General features: G+C 66.7%; 12 protein-coding genes. 3 read left to right on the plus strand and 9 right to left on the minus strand.

What is annotated here, in order from left to right; all coding sequences use genetic code 11:
* The first annotated feature begins 1 nt into the window (after position 1).
* A complete protein-coding gene (locus tag J4O76_RS02460) occupies positions 2-616 on the plus strand; it encodes an HAD-IA family hydrolase (protein ID WP_426280395.1) in 615 nt (204 codons plus the stop codon).
* 183 nt (positions 617-799) lie between these two features.
* Here J4O76_RS02460 and J4O76_RS02465 read toward each other — a convergent pair whose 3' ends face one another.
* On the minus strand, positions 800-1,405 hold the full coding sequence (locus J4O76_RS02465) for a L,D-transpeptidase family protein (RefSeq protein ID WP_426280044.1): 606 nt from the start codon (positions 1,403-1,405) through the stop codon (positions 800-802).
* Between the two features lie 213 nt (positions 1,406-1,618).
* Between J4O76_RS02465 and J4O76_RS02470 the strand changes: the two genes are divergently transcribed.
* Positions 1,619-2,323, plus strand: a complete 705-nt coding sequence (locus tag J4O76_RS02470) for a murein L,D-transpeptidase catalytic domain family protein (RefSeq protein WP_056063892.1) — start codon at positions 1,619-1,621, stop codon at positions 2,321-2,323.
* Between the two features lie 19 nt (positions 2,324-2,342).
* On the opposite strand, the gene J4O76_RS02475 is transcribed toward J4O76_RS02470, so the two are convergent.
* The 6 genes from J4O76_RS02475 to J4O76_RS02500 form a co-directional block, all read right to left on the minus strand.
* On the minus strand, positions 2,343-3,431 hold the full coding sequence (locus tag J4O76_RS02475) for a glycosyltransferase family 2 protein (RefSeq protein ID WP_426280045.1): 1,089 nt from the start codon (positions 3,429-3,431) through the stop codon (positions 2,343-2,345).
* 29 nt (positions 3,432-3,460) lie between these two features.
* On the minus strand, positions 3,461-5,971 hold the full coding sequence (locus tag J4O76_RS02480) for a DegT/DnrJ/EryC1/StrS family aminotransferase (RefSeq protein WP_426280046.1): 2,511 nt from the start codon (positions 5,969-5,971) through the stop codon (positions 3,461-3,463).
* 138 nt (positions 5,972-6,109) lie between these two features.
* Positions 6,110-8,023, minus strand: coding sequence for a CocE/NonD family hydrolase (locus J4O76_RS02485; RefSeq protein WP_426280047.1), 1,914 nt, complete (start codon positions 8,021-8,023; stop codon positions 6,110-6,112).
* A gap of 89 nt (positions 8,024-8,112) precedes the next feature.
* Positions 8,113-8,412, minus strand: a complete 300-nt coding sequence (locus tag J4O76_RS02490; protein ID WP_060525867.1) for a hypothetical protein — start codon at positions 8,410-8,412, stop codon at positions 8,113-8,115.
* A 17-nt stretch (positions 8,413-8,429) separates the two neighbouring features.
* Complete coding sequence (locus tag J4O76_RS02495; RefSeq protein ID WP_426280048.1) at positions 8,430-11,261, minus strand: M16 family metallopeptidase; 2,832 nt, start codon at positions 11,259-11,261, stop codon at positions 8,430-8,432.
* A 119-nt stretch (positions 11,262-11,380) separates the two neighbouring features.
* Positions 11,381-12,622, minus strand: a complete 1,242-nt coding sequence (locus tag J4O76_RS02500; protein WP_426280049.1) for a DUF1624 domain-containing protein — start codon at positions 12,620-12,622, stop codon at positions 11,381-11,383.
* A 57-nt stretch (positions 12,623-12,679) separates the two neighbouring features.
* Here J4O76_RS02500 and J4O76_RS02505 point away from each other — a divergent pair, with 57 nt between their 5' ends.
* Positions 12,680-14,779, plus strand: coding sequence for a TonB-dependent siderophore receptor (locus J4O76_RS02505; protein WP_426280050.1), 2,100 nt, complete (start codon positions 12,680-12,682; stop codon positions 14,777-14,779).
* Between the two features lie 21 nt (positions 14,780-14,800).
* Here J4O76_RS02505 and J4O76_RS02510 read toward each other — a convergent pair whose 3' ends face one another.
* Both J4O76_RS02510 and J4O76_RS02515 read right to left on the minus strand, forming a co-directional pair.
* Entirely contained in the window at positions 14,801-17,404 is a 2,604-nt protein-coding gene (locus J4O76_RS02510; protein ID WP_426280051.1) for a TonB-dependent receptor, read from the minus strand.
* 125 nt (positions 17,405-17,529) lie between these two features.
* Positions 17,530-18,837 (minus strand): sugar porter family MFS transporter, encoded by a 1,308-nt coding sequence (locus J4O76_RS02515; protein ID WP_426280052.1) that lies wholly within the window; start codon positions 18,835-18,837, stop codon positions 17,530-17,532.
* Between the last annotated feature and the right edge of the window lie 124 nt (positions 18,838-18,961).

Consider the following 18,961-nt stretch of genomic DNA (forward strand, 5'->3'; position numbering starts at 1 on the left):
CCTGATTACCGCCGTCATTTTCGACGTCGGTCGTGTTCTTTACGACTGGGATCCCCGGATCCTGTACGAGCGCCTGATCGATGACGATCGGGCGCTCGACGCGTTCCTGCGCGACGTCGTGACGATCGACTGGCATTTCCAGCACGACGCTGGCCGCGACTTCGCCGACACCTCGGCGGAGCTCGCCGCGTTGCATCCGCAGCATGCCGACCTGATCGCTGCCTGGGGGCCGCGATTCAACGAGAGCATCGGCGCGCGAATCGCTGGCATGCACGAGATCGTCGAGCAGCTGGACGCGGCCGGCATACCGCTGTTCGCGATCACGAACTTCAGCCACGAGTTCTGGCCACCCTTCCGCGCGCGTGAAGCGCATCTGTTCGACCGGTTCCGCGACGTGGTCGTATCGGGCGAGGAGAAGATGGTGAAGCCGGGTGCGGCGATCTATCGGCTGGCGCTGGAGCGATTCGGGCTGGCGGCGGAGGAGGCCGTGTTCGTCGACGACAATGCGGCGAACGTGGCGGCGGCGCGGGCGTTGGGAATCGAATCGGTGCTGTTTACCGATGCGGCGGATTTTCGCGCGCGGTTGGTTGAGTTGGGTCTCCCGATCGCGGCTTAGCCGTTACCCGCAGACGTGTTCGGCATTTATTCCCATCAAACATTTAATCGTCATTCCCGCGCAGGCGGGAACCCATACTGGCAAACCTGGCGGCATGATCGCGACCGTTTGAGGTTATGGGTCCCCGCCTCCGCGGGGATGACGGTGGGGTAGCCGATCAACCGAGATGGCTGCCTGACAAATTCACTGCTCGAGCGAAATCGACTGGCGCAGGTTCGCTACGGCCGTCTCCTGATCCGCGACCGGCGCTTCCGGCATCACGCCACCCTCGAAATCGTCGGTCACCGTCACGGTCGTCCCCAGCGTCGTCACCCCGAACAACTGCTTGGCAAAGCCGAGCGGCACGCGGATGCAGCCGTGCGATGCGGGGAAACCCGGGTTGCGGCCTGCATGGATCGCGATGCCGTCCCAGGTCAGCCGCTGCATGAACGGCATCGATGCATCGTCATACAGGCTCGACCTGTGGACCGCGTTCTTCTGCAGGATCGGATAGGTGCCGACCGGCGTGTCCTTGCCGTCCTTGCCACTGGAGATCGTCGTTGCAGCGATCATCGTCGACCCGCGATAGACAAACGCGCGCTGCTCCATCAGGCTGACGACGATGCTGACGGGCTCGCTGGAACCATTGTCCTTCCAGACGAACTGGTTGGGCGAGAGCTCGGTCGCGGCCTGTTCGATCGGCATCGCGGCAATGGCGGCCGCCGATGCGGCCTGCGCAGGGTTTGCGCCCGCGAGGATCGCAAAGGTCAGCCCCACTGCCATGAACGACTGCGCCGTTCTGTTCGCCATCTTGCCCATCGTCGCGTCCGTCCTCGAATCCCGGTATTTTCGCCCAACGCGCGATTCTTGAAAACGTGCCGTCGGAGGATTGAGTCGACGAACCGACCCCAAGCCGGGGTAGTTTGAGGGAACGGACCCACAACCAGTGGAAATGGTTGCAGAATATTCACGGAAAATCGGCTATAGGATGTTCCAAGAAACGGGGCAATTTCGGGAAAATCGATGCACGACGAGCAAGGTCTTGTGCGCGAACGACGCGCGCTTCTGAAGAATGGTTTGGTATTGGCGGGGGCTTTGGTGGTGCCGGGGGCAGTGTCGGCGACGACGCGTCTCGGACGTCCGCTGACCGCACGTGACTTGAAGCCGATGACGCAGCCACCGCTGCCGCGCACGACGGTCGCACTGACCTCGCCGAAGGTGGTTCGTCCCGACCTGCTGCGTCAGGCAATGGCGTCGCTGAGCCGTCACGGCAGCCGCATCCAGCATCACGACCGGATCGCGATCGCCGATTTCGCGGCGCCGTCGGGCAAGCCACGCTTCCACTTCATCGATCTCGCCAGCGGGCGCAGCACGTCGCTGCTGGTCGCGCATGGCAGCGGCTCGGATCCGGCGCACACCGGGTATCTGGAGCGCTTCTCGAACCGCTTCGGCTCGAACGCCTCGTCCGAGGGCGCGTTCGTCACCGACGATTATTACGTCGGCAAGCATGGCCGCTCGCAGCGCTTGATCGGGCTCGATCCGACCAACGACAATGCGCTCGATCGTGCGATCGTGGTGCATTCGGCGTGGTACGCGAACAAGGACATGATCGAGAGCCACGGCATGCTGGGTCGCAGCCAGGGGTGCTTCGCGGTCGGCGAGCGCGATCTCGACCAGGTGTTCGCACGGCTCGGTGCCGGCCGGATGATCTACGCCGCCAAGGTCTGAAATACCGGCCCGGACCGCGCTACTCCGCGGTCTGGGCCATGCGGCTCTGCTGCATCCTCCGGCGGGCGCGCCTGACGCCGCCGATGAGCCCCGACCACAACAGAGCTTCGACGCCGGCATAGCCGAGCCCGAGATGATCGGGGCGTACCGCCAGCACGTCTTGCAGGCTGACCGTCCCGGCGCGTAGCCCTGCCCGGCCGATATCGCCCCAGCGCCGTGCAGTCTCCCAGCGGATCAGGCGGATGTCGTGTGCCGAGCAGTCGTGCGCCGCCAGGAAGTCCGCCTGGATGACGCTCAGCGCACTGCCCAGCGTCGCCAGCGCGGCGCGATCGGGGACCGGGCGCTTGGCCATGTTGTGGAGCATGATCAGGCGCGCGATCCGCTCCGCGCGATCGTCGAACAGCCGGGCGTAGCGTTCGGTCAGGACGCGGACCGAGGCGGCCTCCATCGTATCGACGAAACGCTTCGAGACGCCGCCGGGATGGACGCGGTACAGCACTAGCGCTTCGTCCAGCCGCGCGATCGCGCCGAAATGCTGTATCCGCTGATACAGGTCGAAATCCTCGGCATACAGGAGCTCCGGCCGGGTCACCGGGTCGAGCTGTCGTGCCACCTCGGTCCGCATCATCGTCGACGACCAGACGAGCGGGTTCTCGATACAGGTGAGCCATGCGACCAGCGCGGGCGTGGTGGTCGGCGCATAGCTGGACGGGCCGACCACGCCCGCGGTCAGGAGTTCGGCGGCGGTGCCCAGCAAGACGGTGTTGGGATGCGCGTCGAGATACGCCACTTGCCGCTCGAAGCGATCGGGGCGGCAAATGTCGTCATGATCGAGCGCGGCGATGTAGCGGCCGCGCGCCTCGGCAAACCCGCGGTTGCGGGCGAGCACCGGGCCGCCGTTCTTCGCCATCTGGACCAGTCGGACACGGGGATCGCGCCAGGCGCGCACCACCTCGCGCGTGTCGTCGGTCGAGCAGTCGTCGACCACGATCACCTCGAAATCGCTGAAGGTCTGGGCTTGCAGGCTGGCGAGCGTCTCCTCGATCAACCCGGCGCCATTATACGCGGCCATGACCACGCTGACGACGGGGCTAACGGCGGGGCTCACGACGGGATCAGCCGTTCGATCGTCCGACGTCACGCTGCTGCCAGTGCCTTCGATGCCATCACCTGATCGATTATCATCAACCCCACGTCGTTCTGCCAGAGCCATAAGCCATTGGCTTGCCCGGAGAAACTGGATTCGCCACCGAGAGCGCCCCAGGGCACGAAGCCGGCGGCCAGGCCGAGCCCGTACAGGCCTGGGATCGGCGTGCCCTGATCGTCGACGATCCGGCAGTGGCGGTCGACCATCGGCTTTCCGTCATGTGCGGCCAACGGCATCTGCGCGCCGTCTCGATCGGCGAGCGGCATCGCGATCGGTCGATAGCCTAGCGCCGCGATGACGAGGTCGGCTTCGGCGATTGCCGCCTGTGCGACCGCGTCGTCGTCGCCCGTGATCCGGTGCAGCGCCACGCGGGGATCGGGCACACGACCGTCGATACCGAGCATCCGCAGCACAAGGTCGCGCGCTTCGAGGCGGAAACCGGCGAGGCGGTAGACGAAGCCCGAGACCGGGCAGATGTCGTCAGGGCCGAAATCGGTGAACCCCTCGGCATGTGCGGCCTCGACCGAATGATAGAAGGGACGCAGCGGCTTGCGGTGCAGGAGCGTGATGGCCCCTGCCCCCAACGGCAGCGGCGGCTGGCTCTTGAGCAGCAGCGCGATCGTGGTCAGCGCGCTGGTCGAACCGCCGATCACCGCGATCTTCGGCGCGCGCTTGCCGGTCAGGATGTCGGCGACCTTCTCGAACCCGCCAGTCGTCAGCACGTCGTCGGACTGGAGCAGGCGCCCGCTCGCCAACTCGATCAGGCCGGCGCCCGCGACCTGCTGCGTGGCGAGCCGGTCGAGCGGCTGGTGACCGCCGGTCGCGACGACGATGTTGCGCGCGAGTTGCTCGAAGACATGGCCATCGGCGAGGCGGCGGACCTGGACGCTCCACAGGCCTTCGCCGACGCGTTTTGCACCTAGTGCCTCATGCCCGGTCAGCACGACGCCGCCATTGGCGCGGACGATATCGGTCAGGCGGTCGCCGGTCGCGCGCAGCAGCGGCCCGACCTCGGTCAGCGGTACGCCGAGCGCGCCCTCGTGCGCCGCAACCGCGCGTCCGGCGGGATGATCGACCAGCCGGGCGAGTTCGGGATGCACATTGCCTCGGACCGCGGTCAGGAAGGTCTGCGCGGTCGAATCCGACGTGATCGCATAGCGACCGAGCCGCCCGCCACCGATCGCATTGCCGCGCTCGATCACCATCAACCCCGACGCGGCGAGATCGGGGAGCAGGCCGCGCTTGGTCGCCGACGTCAGCATCGCCGTCCCCGCGGGGCCGCCGCCGATCACGATGACCGAGGCGATCTTGCCGCCCGCCCCGCGCATCGAAGCGCGCCGGTCGAGCGGCCGGACGATCGCGGCGCAGGCGTTCGCGAGCGCCTCGGCAGCCCGTCGCGCGTCTTCGACCGACATCGCATCGGTGATCGGCAGCGACAGCATCCGCCCGGCGATCTTGTCCGCGACCGGAGTCGGCTCGATCATCGCTGTCGCCTGGAACCAGGGCTGTTCGCCGAGGTGCGGGCTGAAATAGCGGCCGCAGCCGACCCCGTTCGCCTCGATCGCCTCGACGATCGCGTCGCGGTGATGCGCGATGTGTTCGGGGAGCAGCACCGGCATGAACTGCATCGAGCGGCGTCGGCCCGAAACCGCCTGGAACTGGAAATCGGGGAGCGTGGCGCGGTAGGTTTCCTCCAGCACGGCACGGTGGTTTGCGATTGCGTCGATCTCGGCCAGCTTGGTCTGCGCCATGATCGCGGTGATCTCGGGCAGCTTGGCGTTGATGCCCGGCAAAGTCGCGTTGCGGCTGCCCTCGAACCCGAAATTCCCCATCGACCGCAGCGTCGCGATCAGGTCGACGTCGCCGCTGTGGATCAGGCCGCCCTCCCCCACCGCGAACGTCTTGGTCGCGTGCATCGAATGCACGACGGCGAAGGGGGCATGCGCGCCGAAGCCGAGGCCCGAATCGTCGAGCGTGCCGAGCGAGGAGGCCGCGTCGATCACGATTCCGACGCCGTAGCGCCGCTGGAAATGGACGTAGCGGTCGAGGTCGATCGCATTGCCGAACGTCGCATAGGGCACGACCACGCCGATCCGCTCGCCGTGGCGTTGGAGCAGTCGCTCTTCCTCGAGCGCGCACGCACCCCAGTCGTCTGCGTCGATGTCGCAGACCAGCGGCGTCAGCCCCGCCCATGCCGCGGCCTGTGCGGTCGCGGCGAAGGTGAGCGCGGGCATCAGCGCGAGCGTGCCCTGCTTGGGGTTCAGCCCGCCGGTCCGCATACCCGATGCATGGCGGATCGCGAGCATCAGCCCGAGCGTGGCATTGCCGACGGCGAGGCTGGCGCCGTGGCCGCCGAAGAGCTTATCGGTGACGCCGGCCTCGAACGCGCGAACCTCGGGACCGTTGTTGCTGAACACGCCCGACGCCTCGACGCGGCGCAGCGCATCGAGGTGCTCGCTCAGCCGCGGCGGGTTCGGCGCGATCAGGGGGAGGCGTTTCATCGGCGATCCGGTCTGTTGTGCCGCAGACCTATGATCCACGGCCTCCTAAGAACCAGTTACGCTGCCACATTACGACGGATGCAGGGCGATGTTTTCCTTACATCATCCCGGAACGTATCCGGGATGATGTAAGACTAATCAACGTATTAGCGGAAGGCTGATGTAACTTTCGTCGGGTCCGGCGACCGTCACCTTCTGCGTCGCCTTCACGTAATCCTTCGGTTGCGCGAAGAAGATGTTCGCGACGAAGGTCTGCGGGTTGCGATCGTAGAGCGGGAACCAGCTCGACTGGACCTGCACCATGATCTTGTGGCCGGGCAGGAAGACGTGGTTGGTGGTCGGCAGCGCGAACTTGTATTTCAAGGGCACGTTCGCCGCGATCGGCTTGGCGACCGCCAGGCTCTCACGATACCGCCCGCGGAAAATGTCCATCGCGACCGACAATTGATAGCCCGCCATCGCCTTGTCGCCGGGATAGACGTCCGGATACACGTCGATGAGCTTCACCACCCAGTCGCTGTCGGTGCCGCTGGTCGAGGCGGTGAGGTTCACCTCCGGAACGCCTGCGATCGTCGTCGGCGTGGTGAGCGCATTGGTGGTGAAAGTCAGCACGTCGGGACGGCCCGAGACGGCGCGCTGGTCGTCGACCAGCCACTGTTTCCACGTCGATCCGCTCGCATAGGTCGGCAGCGTTGGGCGCACCCGGTAGCTGACGGGTGCGGCGGGGTCGGAGATGTAATCCGCGGTCGTCGCCGCGCCGCCAGCCGCCTGGAAGCCGAGTGCGCTGCCGGGCTTGAGGTACAATGGCGTGCCCGCGGCCTGCGCGGTCGCCCATTTGTCGAGCCTCTGCCATTCGTTGCGGCCCGACTGGAACATCGTCACCGGCGCGACGTCCATCGCCGGCTGGTCGCTCTTCAGGTAATGTGCGAGGAACGGTGCGAGGACGTGCCAGCGCCACCATTTGGCGGTGTCGGCATCCCATTTGATCGCGCCCAGCGCGCTGCCGTCGCGCACCTCCTGGCCGTGATACCACGGGCCCATCGACAGATAGACCATGTCGTTGGCGGTGTCCTTGGGCTCCAGCGCGCGATAGACCGCGGGCGCACCGTAGATGTCCTCCTGATCCCACAACCCGCCGACGATCAGCGTCGGTACCTTCAATGGCTGGCCGGCGAGCACGGTGTCCATTGCCTGGGTCGACCAGAACGAGTCGTACGCAGGATGCTGCGTGATCTTGCGCCAGAAGCCGAGCTGTTCGAGACACTGCGCCTTGCCGATCGCGCCGGCCGAACCGCCCTTGAGGTAATAGTCATAATCGTCGGCGGTGTCGGTGATCCACGGCGTGCCGGCATCCTTGGTCGCTTCCTGCCCGAGGACGTAGGGCATCATGCCCTCGCGGAAGGCACCGTTGTGGAACCAGTCGTCGCCGCGCCAGCCATCGACCATCGGGTTCATCGGCACCGAGACCTTCAACGCCGGGTGCGGATTGATCAGCGCCATCAGCGGCAGGAAGCCGTCATAGCTGATCCCGCTGATCCCGACGCGGCCGTTCGATTCGGGGACGTGCTTCACCAGCCAGTCGATCGTGTCGTAGGTGTCGGTCGAATCGTCGGTCTTGGTCGGGTTCTGCGCAGTGCCGGCGCGCGCGGGGTTCATCATGTAGATGCCCTGCGATCCGTGCATGCCGCGGACGTCCTGGATCACGCGGATATAGCCCGCTGCGGCGATCACGTCGCCCGCGCCGTCGCCGTGCTCGAGGATGCCGGCATAGGTGCCGCTGTCGACCTTGGTCTGGCCGTCGGCATCATAGGGCGTGCGGGTCATAAGGATGCCGGCGTCCTTCGCGCCCTTCGGCACGATGATGACGGTGTGGAGCTTCACTCCGTCCCGCATCGGAATCTCGACCACCTTGCGCACATAGTCGTAGCCGACGTCGCGCGGCGCCATCTTGGCGGGGCGTTCGTCGTAATTCTGCGCGGTCGCGGGAGTGGTTGTCGCGGTAGCCAGCGCGGCGATGGCGCAGGCGGCAAACAGACGGGTGGTCGAACTCATTTTCTTCTTCCTTCCCTCCCGGACTGAAAAAGAAAAAGGCCCGCCTTTCCGTGTGGAAAGACGAGCCCCTCTCGTAGCAATTCAGGCGATCAGGCCGTCCGCGTGCCGGTCAGCGGGAAGCTGCCGAACGCGCCGGCTGCGACGCTGCCCTTGAGGACGTCGTCCTCGACGGTCGCCTTGCAGTCGAGCGTCATCGGCATCGGCACGGTCATGCTCTGCTTCCAGGTGATCGTGTCGCCATCGACGTCACCGGTGACGTCCATGCCGCCCATCGCGCCCGACACCGCACCGGTGAAGGTGCTGCCGGCGCTATTCACGGTCAGCGTCATCTTCTGATCGCCCAGCGGCGACTTTACCACGCAATCCCAGCTGCCATCGACGTTTGCCATTGCATTCTCTCCTGAAATCATTTGGCGCCGGCTACCGACGCCGCGGGAATGACCTCGACCGGGAGGCCGATGCTGTCAAGCTGCGGGCGCACCGTCTTCGCATCGCCGACCACGGCCCAGATCGTCTTCTTCGGGTCGAGCGCCTGCTGGATCGCGGTGTTGAGTTGCGGCAGGTTAAGACCCTGGTATCGCTGCGTGATCGTCGCGTAGTAATTGTCGGGCCGCTTGAGCAGATCGTTCTGCTGCATCGCGCTCAGTACAGCATCGGACGTCTCGAAATTACCCGAAAGCGAGCGGATCGCGCCGTTGATCGCCCGATCGAACTCCGCCTGCGTCATCGGCTCCTTGCCGAGGAACGCGCCGATATCGCTGCGCAGTGCAGCGATTGACGGGCCGGTCTGGTCCGCCTGCACCGGTGCCGACAGGATGTACGGCGCGGCATTTTCCGACTGCTGGAAGCGACCCGAGACGCCGTAGGACCAGTGCTTGCTCTCGCGCAGGTCCATGTTGACGCGGCCGAGGAAGCTGCCGCCGAGCGCATCGTTCGCGGTCGCGATCGGCAACAGGTCCTGCGTGCCCTTCAATCCGGTCGGCACGCCCGCGATGATCAGCGACTGTGGGCTGTCCGGCCGGTCGATCAGCACGATCTTCGGCGCGGACGGCGTCACCGTCGCCGGGAACGCCTTGACGCCCGCCGCCCCGGTCGGCCGCCATGTTCCGAAGCGCGCGTCGAGCGTCGCCTTCACCTCGGCGAGCGGACGATCGCTGACGACGAAGATCTTCGCCTTGTCGGGCCGCAGCCATGCCTGCTGGAACGCGACCAGATCGGCACGGGTCAGCGCCGCCACCGCCTTCGGATCACCACTGCCCTGTGCCTTGGCATAGGGCGAGTTCGGCCCGAGCAGCGGCGGCAGGACACGCGTCGCCAGCCCCTGCGGGCTGGTCAGTTCCTGCGCGATCTGCGCGAGTTGCTGGTTCTTGACGCGCGCGACCTCGGCATCGGCGAACGCGGGATTCTGCGCGATGTCGGCGAACAGGTCGACCGCGGGTGCGAGATTGGCGCTCGGCACCTGCAACGACAGGAAGGTCCGGTCGTTCGACGCACCCGTGCCGATTTCCGCGCCGAGCCGCTCCTTGGCTTCGGCAAGCGCGACCGAATCGCGGGTCGGCGTGCCTTCGTCCATCATCGACAGCGTCAGCTGTTGCGTACCGAGCTTGCCGGGGACGTCGGCCGCAACGCCCGCATCGAAGCTGAGCACCGCCTGCGTAACAGGAACGGCGGTGCGCTGCGCGTAGACCAGCTCGATACCGTTCGCGAGACGGGTACGCTGGACCGCCGGGAAGCTGAGACCAGCTACGGTGCCGACGCCGGGCAGCGGCCCGCGCGTACCCTTGAACGGCACGTCAGCGGCCGGCGGTACGTCGACCTTGGGCGGCACGACCGCGTTGGCATAGGCGTCGCGCGGCCCGGGCACGACAGTCAGCGAATAGGCCGGGCGCGACAGCCACTTGGCCGCCGCGGCCTTCACGCTCGCGGGCGTTTCGGCTGCAAGCTGCAGGAGCTGTTTCTTATAGAAGCCCGGATCGTTCGAATACAGCGCGCCCTCGGCCAGCGTCACCGCCTTGCCGCCGAACCCACCGACGGACTCGAGGCCTTCCATCGTGCTGGCCGCGGTCGTCGTTGCGACGCGGCTGACCTCGTCGGCGGTCGGCCCGTTCTTGATGAAGTCCGCCATGATCTCGTCGATGCGCTTCGATACGAGCGCGGGGTCGACGCCCTGCCGGACGATCGCACGGATGCCGAACATGCCGAGCTGGCTGAAGCTGCGGTTATAGGCGGAGATGCTGACGACGAGCTTCTCCTTCTTGACCAGCGCGGTGTCGAACCGGCTGCTGGCGAGGCCGCCGAGCACGCCTGCCGCGACGTCGAGCGCGGTGCCGTCCTTGTCGTTCAGGCCGGGCACCACCCAGTTGCGGCTGACCATGACGGCGGCGACGCGGTCCTTGATCGTCTCGCTGACCGGTGCCGGCAGGGTCGGGATCGGCGCGGGCGGGACGATGCTTTCGGGGCCCTTCGGGATGCCGCCGAAATACTTCTCCGCGAGCCGCTTGGCGGTCGCCGTATCGACGTCGCCGGCGAGTACGAGCACCGCGTTGTTCGGGCCGTAATGATCCTTGAACCAGTCCTTCACCGTCTGCAGCGAGGCGGCATCGAGATCCGCCATCGAGCCGATCGTGGTGTGGCCGTACGGGTGATCCGCGGGGAACAGGCCCTCGGTGATCTTGTACTGGGTCAGGCCGTAGGGCTGGTTGTCGCCCTGGCGCTTCTCGTTCTGGACGACGCCGCGCTGCTCGTCGAGCACGCCCTGCGTGATCGCGCCGGTAAGATAGCCCATGCGGTCGGATTCGAGGAACAGCGCGCGATCGAGCGCCGCGGTCGGCACCGTCTCGAAATAATTGGTGCGGTCGAAATAGGTGGTGCCGTTGAAGTCGGTCGCGCCGACCTGCTTCAGCGGTTCGAAAAAGTCGCCGGGTGCGTTCTCGGAGCCGTTGAACATCAGATGCTCGAACAGATGCGCGAAGCCGGTCTTGCCCTTGGGCTCGAACTTCGAGCCGACATTATACCAGACGGACACGGCCACCACTGGCGCCTTGCGATCGGTGTGCACGACGACGCGCAGGCCGTTCTTCAGCGTGAATTGCTGGTAGGGAATATCGACCGACTTGACGAGATCGGCGACCGGTGCAGGCTTTGCCGCGGGGGTCGCTGCGCGCTGGCCCTGACCGAATGCGGGCGAGACGAGAGCAATTGCGGCGACGCCGGCAAGCGCGGTCATTTTCAAAGCCATATGCGAACATTACCCCGTGTTTCAGAATGATATCGTCGCAGCATAGCCACGCTTTGTCGGCGGGCAACAGATAGATACGTCGAGTTTCGAGGCGATCTGCGCTGGTACGCCGGGACGTCTCACAGGTATCGCCACCACCAGCCGGTATGGGTCCGTTTGAACCGTCCGAACCACCGGCACGCGAACCAGCACGGGACGGCGGCGGCGGCGGCAATGAGCCAGATCGACGCGACGTTCGGGACGCTGACCAGCCCCTTGATCGCACCGCCCGTCACCGCACCGGTCAGGCTGTTCACGCCGTGGAGCAGGAAGAGGTGCAGGATGTAGAAGAACAACGGCGCCGATCCGAACACCACCAGTACGCGGTTCAGCCGCGCCGATGTGCGCTCGAACGTCGCCAGAAGCAGCATGCCGATGCCGAGCGTCAGCAGGACAAAGTCCGCGGACGGCGGATATTTGGTGAGGTTGAGGATGCTCATGACCGTTGCGAGCGGCGTCGTACCGACCTGCCACGGCAGCGGTTCGCCGTAGCCGTTGAGCGCGCGCAGCACCGCGAACAGCGCGAGCGCAGCAGCGCCGGTCACCATCAGGCGGCGGCAACGAACATCGCGGTCGACTTGCCGCGCGAACCACGGTCCGATCGACCAGCCGAGCGCGATGACCCCGATCCAGGGCAGCAACGGGTAGGACGTGCGCGCCCGCGCGCCGAACGGCAGGTCGATGAACCCGCGGTCGTGCAGCATGCTCCAGGCGACATAGCCCGGCTGGTCGGGCGCAAACGTGATCGGATCGAGCAGGTTATGGCCCAGCACGATCGCCAGCCCGAGGACGAGCACGGCGATGCGCGGAAGATGGACCAGCGCCGCCAGGGCGATCATCGACAGCCCGATCACCCAGATCACCTGGAGATAGACGATCGCGGGGGTGGGATCGAACGACCAGGCGAAATTGACGACCGTCACTTCGAGCGCGACGAGGAACAGCCCGCGCTTCAGCAGGAACGACGACGCCGCGGCCCTGCCGCCGCCGGCATCTCCGCCGCGGGAATCCGCGTATAGCGATGCGGCGAGCCCGGTCAGCAACACGAAGACAGGCGCGCACAGATGCGCCGTGAGCCGCGTGAAGAACAGGGTCGGCGGCGTCGCGGGCAACGCCATCGGGTCGCTCACCTGCATAGGGTAATAGAAGAGTTCGCGGGTGTGATCGACGAGCATCAGCAGCATGACGAACCCGCGCAGCGCATCGACCGAGACGATCCGCGACCGCTTGGACGGCGCGCCCGCCGGAGCTTGCACATGGGTATCTGACGCCGAGGCCGGCGTTCCGGCGACGTCGGGCATTGGACTGAAAACGGTTGACAAGATCGAAGCACCTCCGCCAATCGCGATGTTACATCATCACAGAGAAGGCAACATTTTTTGTCGACGCGTCCACGATCGATCGCCTTCGCGAGCATTCTTTTGCTGCTGGCCTGCCCCGTTACCGCCGAGGCGCAGGACGAGGCCGACCGCGAGCCGGAGCGCGAGGAACGACGGGTCGATGGCGAGGCCGAGACGATCGTGGTTCTCGGCACGCGCAGCACACGGGCGGATCGGACCCTGTCGTCGGACCTCGCCACCGAACGCATGTCGCAATCCAGTCGCTCGCTCGAGCGCGACCTGCTCACCGCGGCGGGGACGTACCGGCTCGGCGACGCGCTCGAACTCGTCAGCGGCGTCAGCAACCAGAACAACCGCGGCGGCTTCCTCGACAATTTCGCGATCCGTGGGTTTCTCGGCACGCCCGACGGCGGCGCCGAATATTATGTCGACGGATTCCTCGCCAATCGGGGCCTCGCGCCGCCGCGCGATCCCGCGACGACCGAGCGGATCGAGGTGTTGAAGGGCCCGGCCGGCGCGCTGTTCGGCGACATCGATCCGGGCGGCCGCGTCAACATCGTCAGCAAGACTCCGCGCTTCACGCCGGCCGCGACCGCGACGTTCACCTATGGCTCGTTCGATACGCGCCGCGTCGAGATCGACGCGACGGGTCCGCTATCCGACACGATCGCCGCGCGGATCGTCGTTGCCACCGAGGACAGCGATGGCTGGCGCGATTTCGTGCCGTTGCGCCGCCGCGTCGTCGCGCCCTCGCTGACCTGGGCGCCGCGCGATGGCCTTCGGCTGACCTATGTCGGCGAGATCACGCGGTTCGATGCGCCGTTCGACCGCGGCATCCCGGCGATCGGCGGCGACGCCAACGCGTTGCCCCGGTCGCGCTTCTACGGGGAGCCCGGCGACGGCACGACGCGGTTTCGCAACCAGCGTCACCAGCTGACCGGCGAGGCACGGCTCGACGACCGTATCTCGCTCAACGGTGGCGTGGCCTGGCGGACGGGATCGCTCCGCGGGTTCTCGTCCGACCAGTCGCGGCTCGTCGGCGGCCAGACGCTGTGGCGCCAGCGACGCGCGCGCGACTATACCGTCGACGATCTGTCCGCGCGGCTGGAACTCACCGGACGGTTCGGCGCGCACCGTGCCAGCGTCGGCGTGAAGGGCTATACGCTCGACTATCACGAGGGGCTGTTGCGGCGGAACCCGACTGCGGCCAACCCGTATGCGATCGACGTGTTCGCGCCGGTTTACGGCGGGCAGGCGCTGCCGCTGGCGCCGTTCACGGACAATGACGAGACGCGGCGGTCCGCCACGCTGTATGCGCAGGACATGTGGGACGTGACCGATCGGTTCACGTTGACCGGCGGCGTCCGCTTCGACGCGTATCGCCAGCAGATCCGCAACAACCGTACCGGCGTGGTCGGGCGAACGGTCGACGAGCCGGTGAACTTCCGGCTGGGTGGCCGATACGCGCTGAACGACGTCTTCGCGGTCCATGCGAACTGGGGCGAAAGCTTCCTGCTCAACTCGGGCACAGGGCGCGACAACCAGGGCTTCGCACCCGAACGCGGCAAGGGATACGAGATCGGCGGCACGGCCGCATTGCCGGGCGTCGACGTCGCGGTGACGTATTTCGACATCGCCAAGCGCGACATCCTGACCAACGACCCGGTCGATCCGAACTTCCTCGCGCCGGTCGGCAAGCTGTCGAGCAAGGGGATCGAGTTCGACGCGTCGGTGCGCCTGGCGAAGCGCTGGCAGGTCGTCGCGAACTATGCGTGGACGCGCGCGCGGACCGACGACAGCATCTTCGCGACCGACCGCGTGTTGAACGTGCCCGAACATGCCGCGACAGTGTTCGCGATCGGGCGCTTCCTCGACGACGAGGGGCGTGGGCCATCGATCAGCGCCGGTGCCAGCTATGTCGGCAAGCGGGCGGGGGCGATCGATACCAGCGGGCTCGTCCTGCCCGACTATGTGAAGGCCAAGGCGGCGGTCGAATACGCGGTCTCGCGGCGCCTGTCGGTGCGCGCCGAGGCCGACAATCTGTTCGACGCCCGGTTCGCGCAGAGTTCGTACAGCCCGGTGTGGATCTTCCCGGGGGCGCCGCGGACGGTCCGGCTGTCGGTCCGACTGAGCCAGTGATCCGCGGCGACCGTTGCCCCGTTAGAAGAACAGCTTGCGGATGCTGAGGCGGACGGTGCGGCCAAGCGGGTCGAGATAGTCGGGCTGGTAGGTGTTGGGGACGGCGCCGGTCGCGTCGGTAACGCGCTGGCGGGTGTTGAAGACGTTGTCGACCGACAGGCTGACGCGCATGCCGCGCAGCCACGGATGCGCCTTTACCCATTCGAGTCGCTGGCCAAGATCGGCGAACAGGCGGGCATTGGCGGTGGCGAGGCCGCCGAAGTTGAGCGTCTCGGGCGCGGCGATCGTGCCGCCGTTGACGCGCGTGCCGGTGGCGTAGTTGGCGGAAATGCGCGCGCCGAGGCCGTTGTTGGTGTATCCCGCCTGCGCCTCCAGCTCGTGACGCGCCTGCCCGCCGCTGTTGCCGATCGCGTCGCCGTTCAGCAGGTTCAGGCTAGGCCCGCCGTCTGCGACGAGGACGCGGTCGGTGAAGTGCCAGGTGTGGTAGACCGCGAACTGGATTCGTCCACCGGCTTGCCCGCCACGTCCGCCGAAGCCACGTCCACCGCCGGCTCCGCCGCCGGGACCACCAGCGCCGGGACCACCGGCACGCGCACCGTCGCCGCGTGCGCCCTCACCGCGCGGTCCGTCGCCGCCTGCGCCACCGGGACGACGGAAGCCACCTGGCGGTTGCAGACCCTCGAACGGGTTGGGACCGGTGCCGGCACGATACGCCTCGAGCTCGCGCTGGATCTTCGACTTGAGCGGCGCGGAGAAGTTGATTCCCCAGCGTAGTTCGGAGCGATCGCTGCGCGCGAAATTGATTGGCCGCCGATCGACCTGCAGCAGAGCGCCGCCCGCGTCGCGCTGGAAGCGATCGGGGAACGCCGCCTCGATCGCCGCGGTCGCTGCCGGGAAGGCCGCGATCGGGTTGTCGACCCGGCTCTCGACATAATTGGCGGTGATCGAGAGGTCCTTGCCGGACCAGGGCTTCAGCGTCAGCCCGACTTTCTTGACGTGGTTATTGTCCGCGACCAGCCCGGGATTGCCGCCGCTGATCGTCGTGACGGTCGCGGTCTCGCCGCGCACATAGTCGAACACGCGGACGTTGGGCGTGGTGATCGACGGGTTGCCGAGCTGCTGCGCGGTCGGCGCCTCGTCGGTGTCGGTTACGGACGCGATCACGCGCACGCCTTCGATCGGCGACCAGTTCGCGCCGTAGCCGAGTGTTTGCAGCGTGCCAAAGTCCGACAGATGATCCTCGGCAAGATTGAAGTTCGCCGACAGCGTGCCGAGGAACGGCAACACGTCCTTCGACCGGCTCGTCAGCGGCACGTCGACATTGACCTGCCCGTTGACCGTGTCGCGCGACACCCGGCCTTGCGTATCGACCCCCAGGAGATTGACGGTGCGGTACGAGCGGCTTTTGAAATCGGCGGTTTCGGCACCGAGCTTGATCGTCGTCGAGACCGAGCCTGCGGGCAGCGAGAAGAGGTTACCGTTCGCGACCGCGTCGACTTCGCCGGTGCTCTGCGTCGCATAGGCACGGTTGCCGGGCAGTGCGCCGAAGTCGCTCGCGCTCAGGCGGCCGAACGGGTTCGCGGTCGGATCGCCGGCGCGGATGCGGGCAGCGAAAGCGCTCGCGTCGACGCCGGTCTCCGTGAAGGTCTGCGTGTCGCTGCGATCGTAATTGCCCGTCACGTTCCACCGCCACGTGCCGATATCGCCGTTGAGCGTGGTGCCGAGATGCGCGGCGATCGACGAGGTGCGCTGGGTCAGCGGCAGGACGCCGTCGTCCTCGATCGCGCGATTGACGGACGTGGTGCTGCCGAACGGAGTCAGCGCAACGACGGGCAGGCCGTTGAGGCTGCGGCTGTCGGTCGATTCGAGGCGGCCATTGATCGTCGCGCCGATGTTGCCGAAGATGTTGCGCGCATAGACGCTGTTCGCGGTGAAGGTGCTGGTCGCGGACTGGAGCGTGCGGAACGGCCGCTGGTCGACGACGGCGCCGTCCGCGCCGAGCGCGCTGTTCGCGGTGCGCTGAGGCTGGAGGATGTCGCGCTGCGATTCGGTTAGCGGCTCGCTCGACGTGTATTCGACGTGCAGGTTGAGCCGGCGATCGCGCGCGATGTTGAGCATGTCGAGCGAGCCCTTGGGGGTGTTGCCGCCACCCTCGGTTGCCTGCGTGTCGGCGGCCTCGGCGGTCACCGCGCGGAAGCGGCGGCGCAGGACGAAGTTCACGACTTTCTGGTCGGCACGATAACCGTATTTGAGCGCGACCTCCTCGGGCAGGATCTCGACGCGCTGGATCGCCTCGGTCGGGATGTCGCGAATTTCGCTGAAGCTGGAGATGCGGCGGCCGTTGAGCAGCACGACCGGCGCGCCGCCGCTGCCGCGACCGCTGGTGGTCTGCGGACTGAGTTCGTTGAGCAGGTCGGAGACCGTGCTGACGCCGTAGGAGCGGATCTCGGCCTGGCCCAGCGTCTGGTCGGGCGGGATATCGCCGATCACCGCGCCGGGCAGTTTGCGCGAACCCGTGACGACGATCTCCTCGGATTCTGCGCCCTCGTCCTGCTCGGGCGCTTGCGCGGCGGGCGCGGCGGCGGGACGCGACGGTGCCTGCTGCGCGGCCACCATTGCAGGCATGCTCACTGCCAGAACCAGACCCAAACTGCGCATACCCGTTCCACCCCGATGATCGAGCATGCCGATTAGGCGGCAATTGTCGCAGGATTGTGCCGGTTCGGCGGCGCTTTCGTCACATGCGCGGGTTATCGCGACATATGCGCTTCCATCTCCTCCAGCGGCACGCCCTTGGTCTCGGGGAAGTAGAGGAACACGGTGACGAACTGGACGGCCATCATCGCCGCGAAGAACAGGAACGGGGCGCCTGCCGACCATGCCGCGGCGACGGGGAAGACCTGCGCGATCACCGCGTTCCAGCCCCAATGGCTCGACGAGCCGATGCTCGATCCGCGCGCACGGACGTTCTGCGGGAAGACCTCGGAGATATAGACCCAGATCACCGCGCCCGAACCCGGCGCGAAGAACATGATGAAGACGATCAGCGACGGTAGCAGCAGCCAGTTGGGCAGCACGCCGAGCAGCGCCAGCCCGCCGACGGTCAGCGCCGCGGTCATGCCGGCCGAGCCCCATAGCAGCAGCGTTCGCCGCCCGATCCGGTCGATCAGCAGCATGCCGAGCAGCGTGAAGACCATGTTGGCGACCCCGATCATCACCGCCTGGAGATCGGGCGAGAGGCTGCCGCCGGACGCCTTGAAGATATCGTTCAGGTAATAGAGGAACGCGTTGATGCCGCTGAACTGGTTGAACATCGCGACCAGGAAGGCGAGCGTGATCGGCTTGCGGTGGCGCGTCCAGGACAGCGACGCATCGCCCTTGGGCGCATCGAGTTCGGCGCGCGCGACGTCGGGGCTCATGCCGACCAGCGCGAGCACCTGCTTCGCCTCGACGTCGCGGCCCTTGGCGAGCAGCCAGCGCGGCGAATTGGGGATGCGGAACAGGAGCGCGAAGAACACCAGCGAGGGGGCTGCAACGATGCCCAGCTTCCATCGCCACTCGACATCGCCGAGTTCGAGCGAACCGATGACCGCGTTCGAGACATAGGCGAGCAGGATGCCGAGGATCACGGCGAACTGGAACCCGCCGACCATTTTCCCGCGCTGGGCAGGCGGTGCCAGTTCGGCGATATAGGCGGGCGCGAGCACCGACGAGCCGCCGATCGCGATGCCGTTGATGAAGCGGAAGCCGATGAAGCTGTGCCAGTTCCACGCCAGTGCACAGCCGAGCGCGGTGACGACGTAGAGAAAGGCGAGCATCCGCAGGACGTTTCGGCTGCCGTAGCGATCGCCGAGCGTGCCCACGAACAACGCGCCGATCAACGTACCCCAGAGCGCGGACGACACGGTGAAGCCGAGCCACGCCTCGCTAAGCGCGAACTTCGCCTTCAGCGCGCCGGTTACCCCCGCGATCACTGCGGTGTCGAAACCGAACAACAGCCCGGCGAGCGCGGCGGTGGCGACGCTCGCGATCAGGATCGTGCGGGGCTGTGCGCTCATCGGGCGCGGTATCGCGGAGGGGTGATCGTCATCACCGTGTTGTGAACGTTTTATGCGCCTTCGCAAGACCGACGCCGGCCATTTCGATGCGCGAAAACACCCGTTTCCGGTTCTTCAAAACGCA

Source organism: Sphingomonas sp. NFX23 (genome assembly GCF_049887795.1).
GTDB lineage: Bacteria > Pseudomonadota > Alphaproteobacteria > Sphingomonadales > Sphingomonadaceae > Sphingomonas.

Coding starts and splice junctions, on each gene's coding strand:
- J4O76_RS02510 (WP_426280051.1), bottom strand. CDS start 17,404: ATGCCTGCAATGGTGGCCGCGCAGCAGGCACCGTCGCGTCCCGCCGCC.
- J4O76_RS02495 (WP_426280048.1), bottom strand. CDS start 11,261: ATGGCTTTGAAAATGACCGCGCTTGCCGGCGTCGCCGCAATTGCTCTC.
- J4O76_RS02485 (WP_426280047.1), bottom strand. CDS start 8,023: ATGAGTTCGACCACCCGTCTGTTTGCCGCCTGCGCCATCGCCGCGCTG.
- J4O76_RS02480 (WP_426280046.1), bottom strand. CDS start 5,971: ATGAAACGCCTCCCCCTGATCGCGCCGAACCCGCCGCGGCTGAGCGAG.
- J4O76_RS02515 (WP_426280052.1), bottom strand. CDS start 18,837: ATGAGCGCACAGCCCCGCACGATCCTGATCGCGAGCGTCGCCACCGCC.
- J4O76_RS02490 (WP_060525867.1), bottom strand. CDS start 8,412: ATGGCAAACGTCGATGGCAGCTGGGATTGCGTGGTAAAGTCGCCGCTG.
- J4O76_RS02465 (WP_426280044.1), bottom strand. CDS start 1,405: ATGGCGAACAGAACGGCGCAGTCGTTCATGGCAGTGGGGCTGACCTTT.
- J4O76_RS02470 (WP_056063892.1), top strand. CDS start 1,619: ATGCACGACGAGCAAGGTCTTGTGCGCGAACGACGCGCGCTTCTGAAG.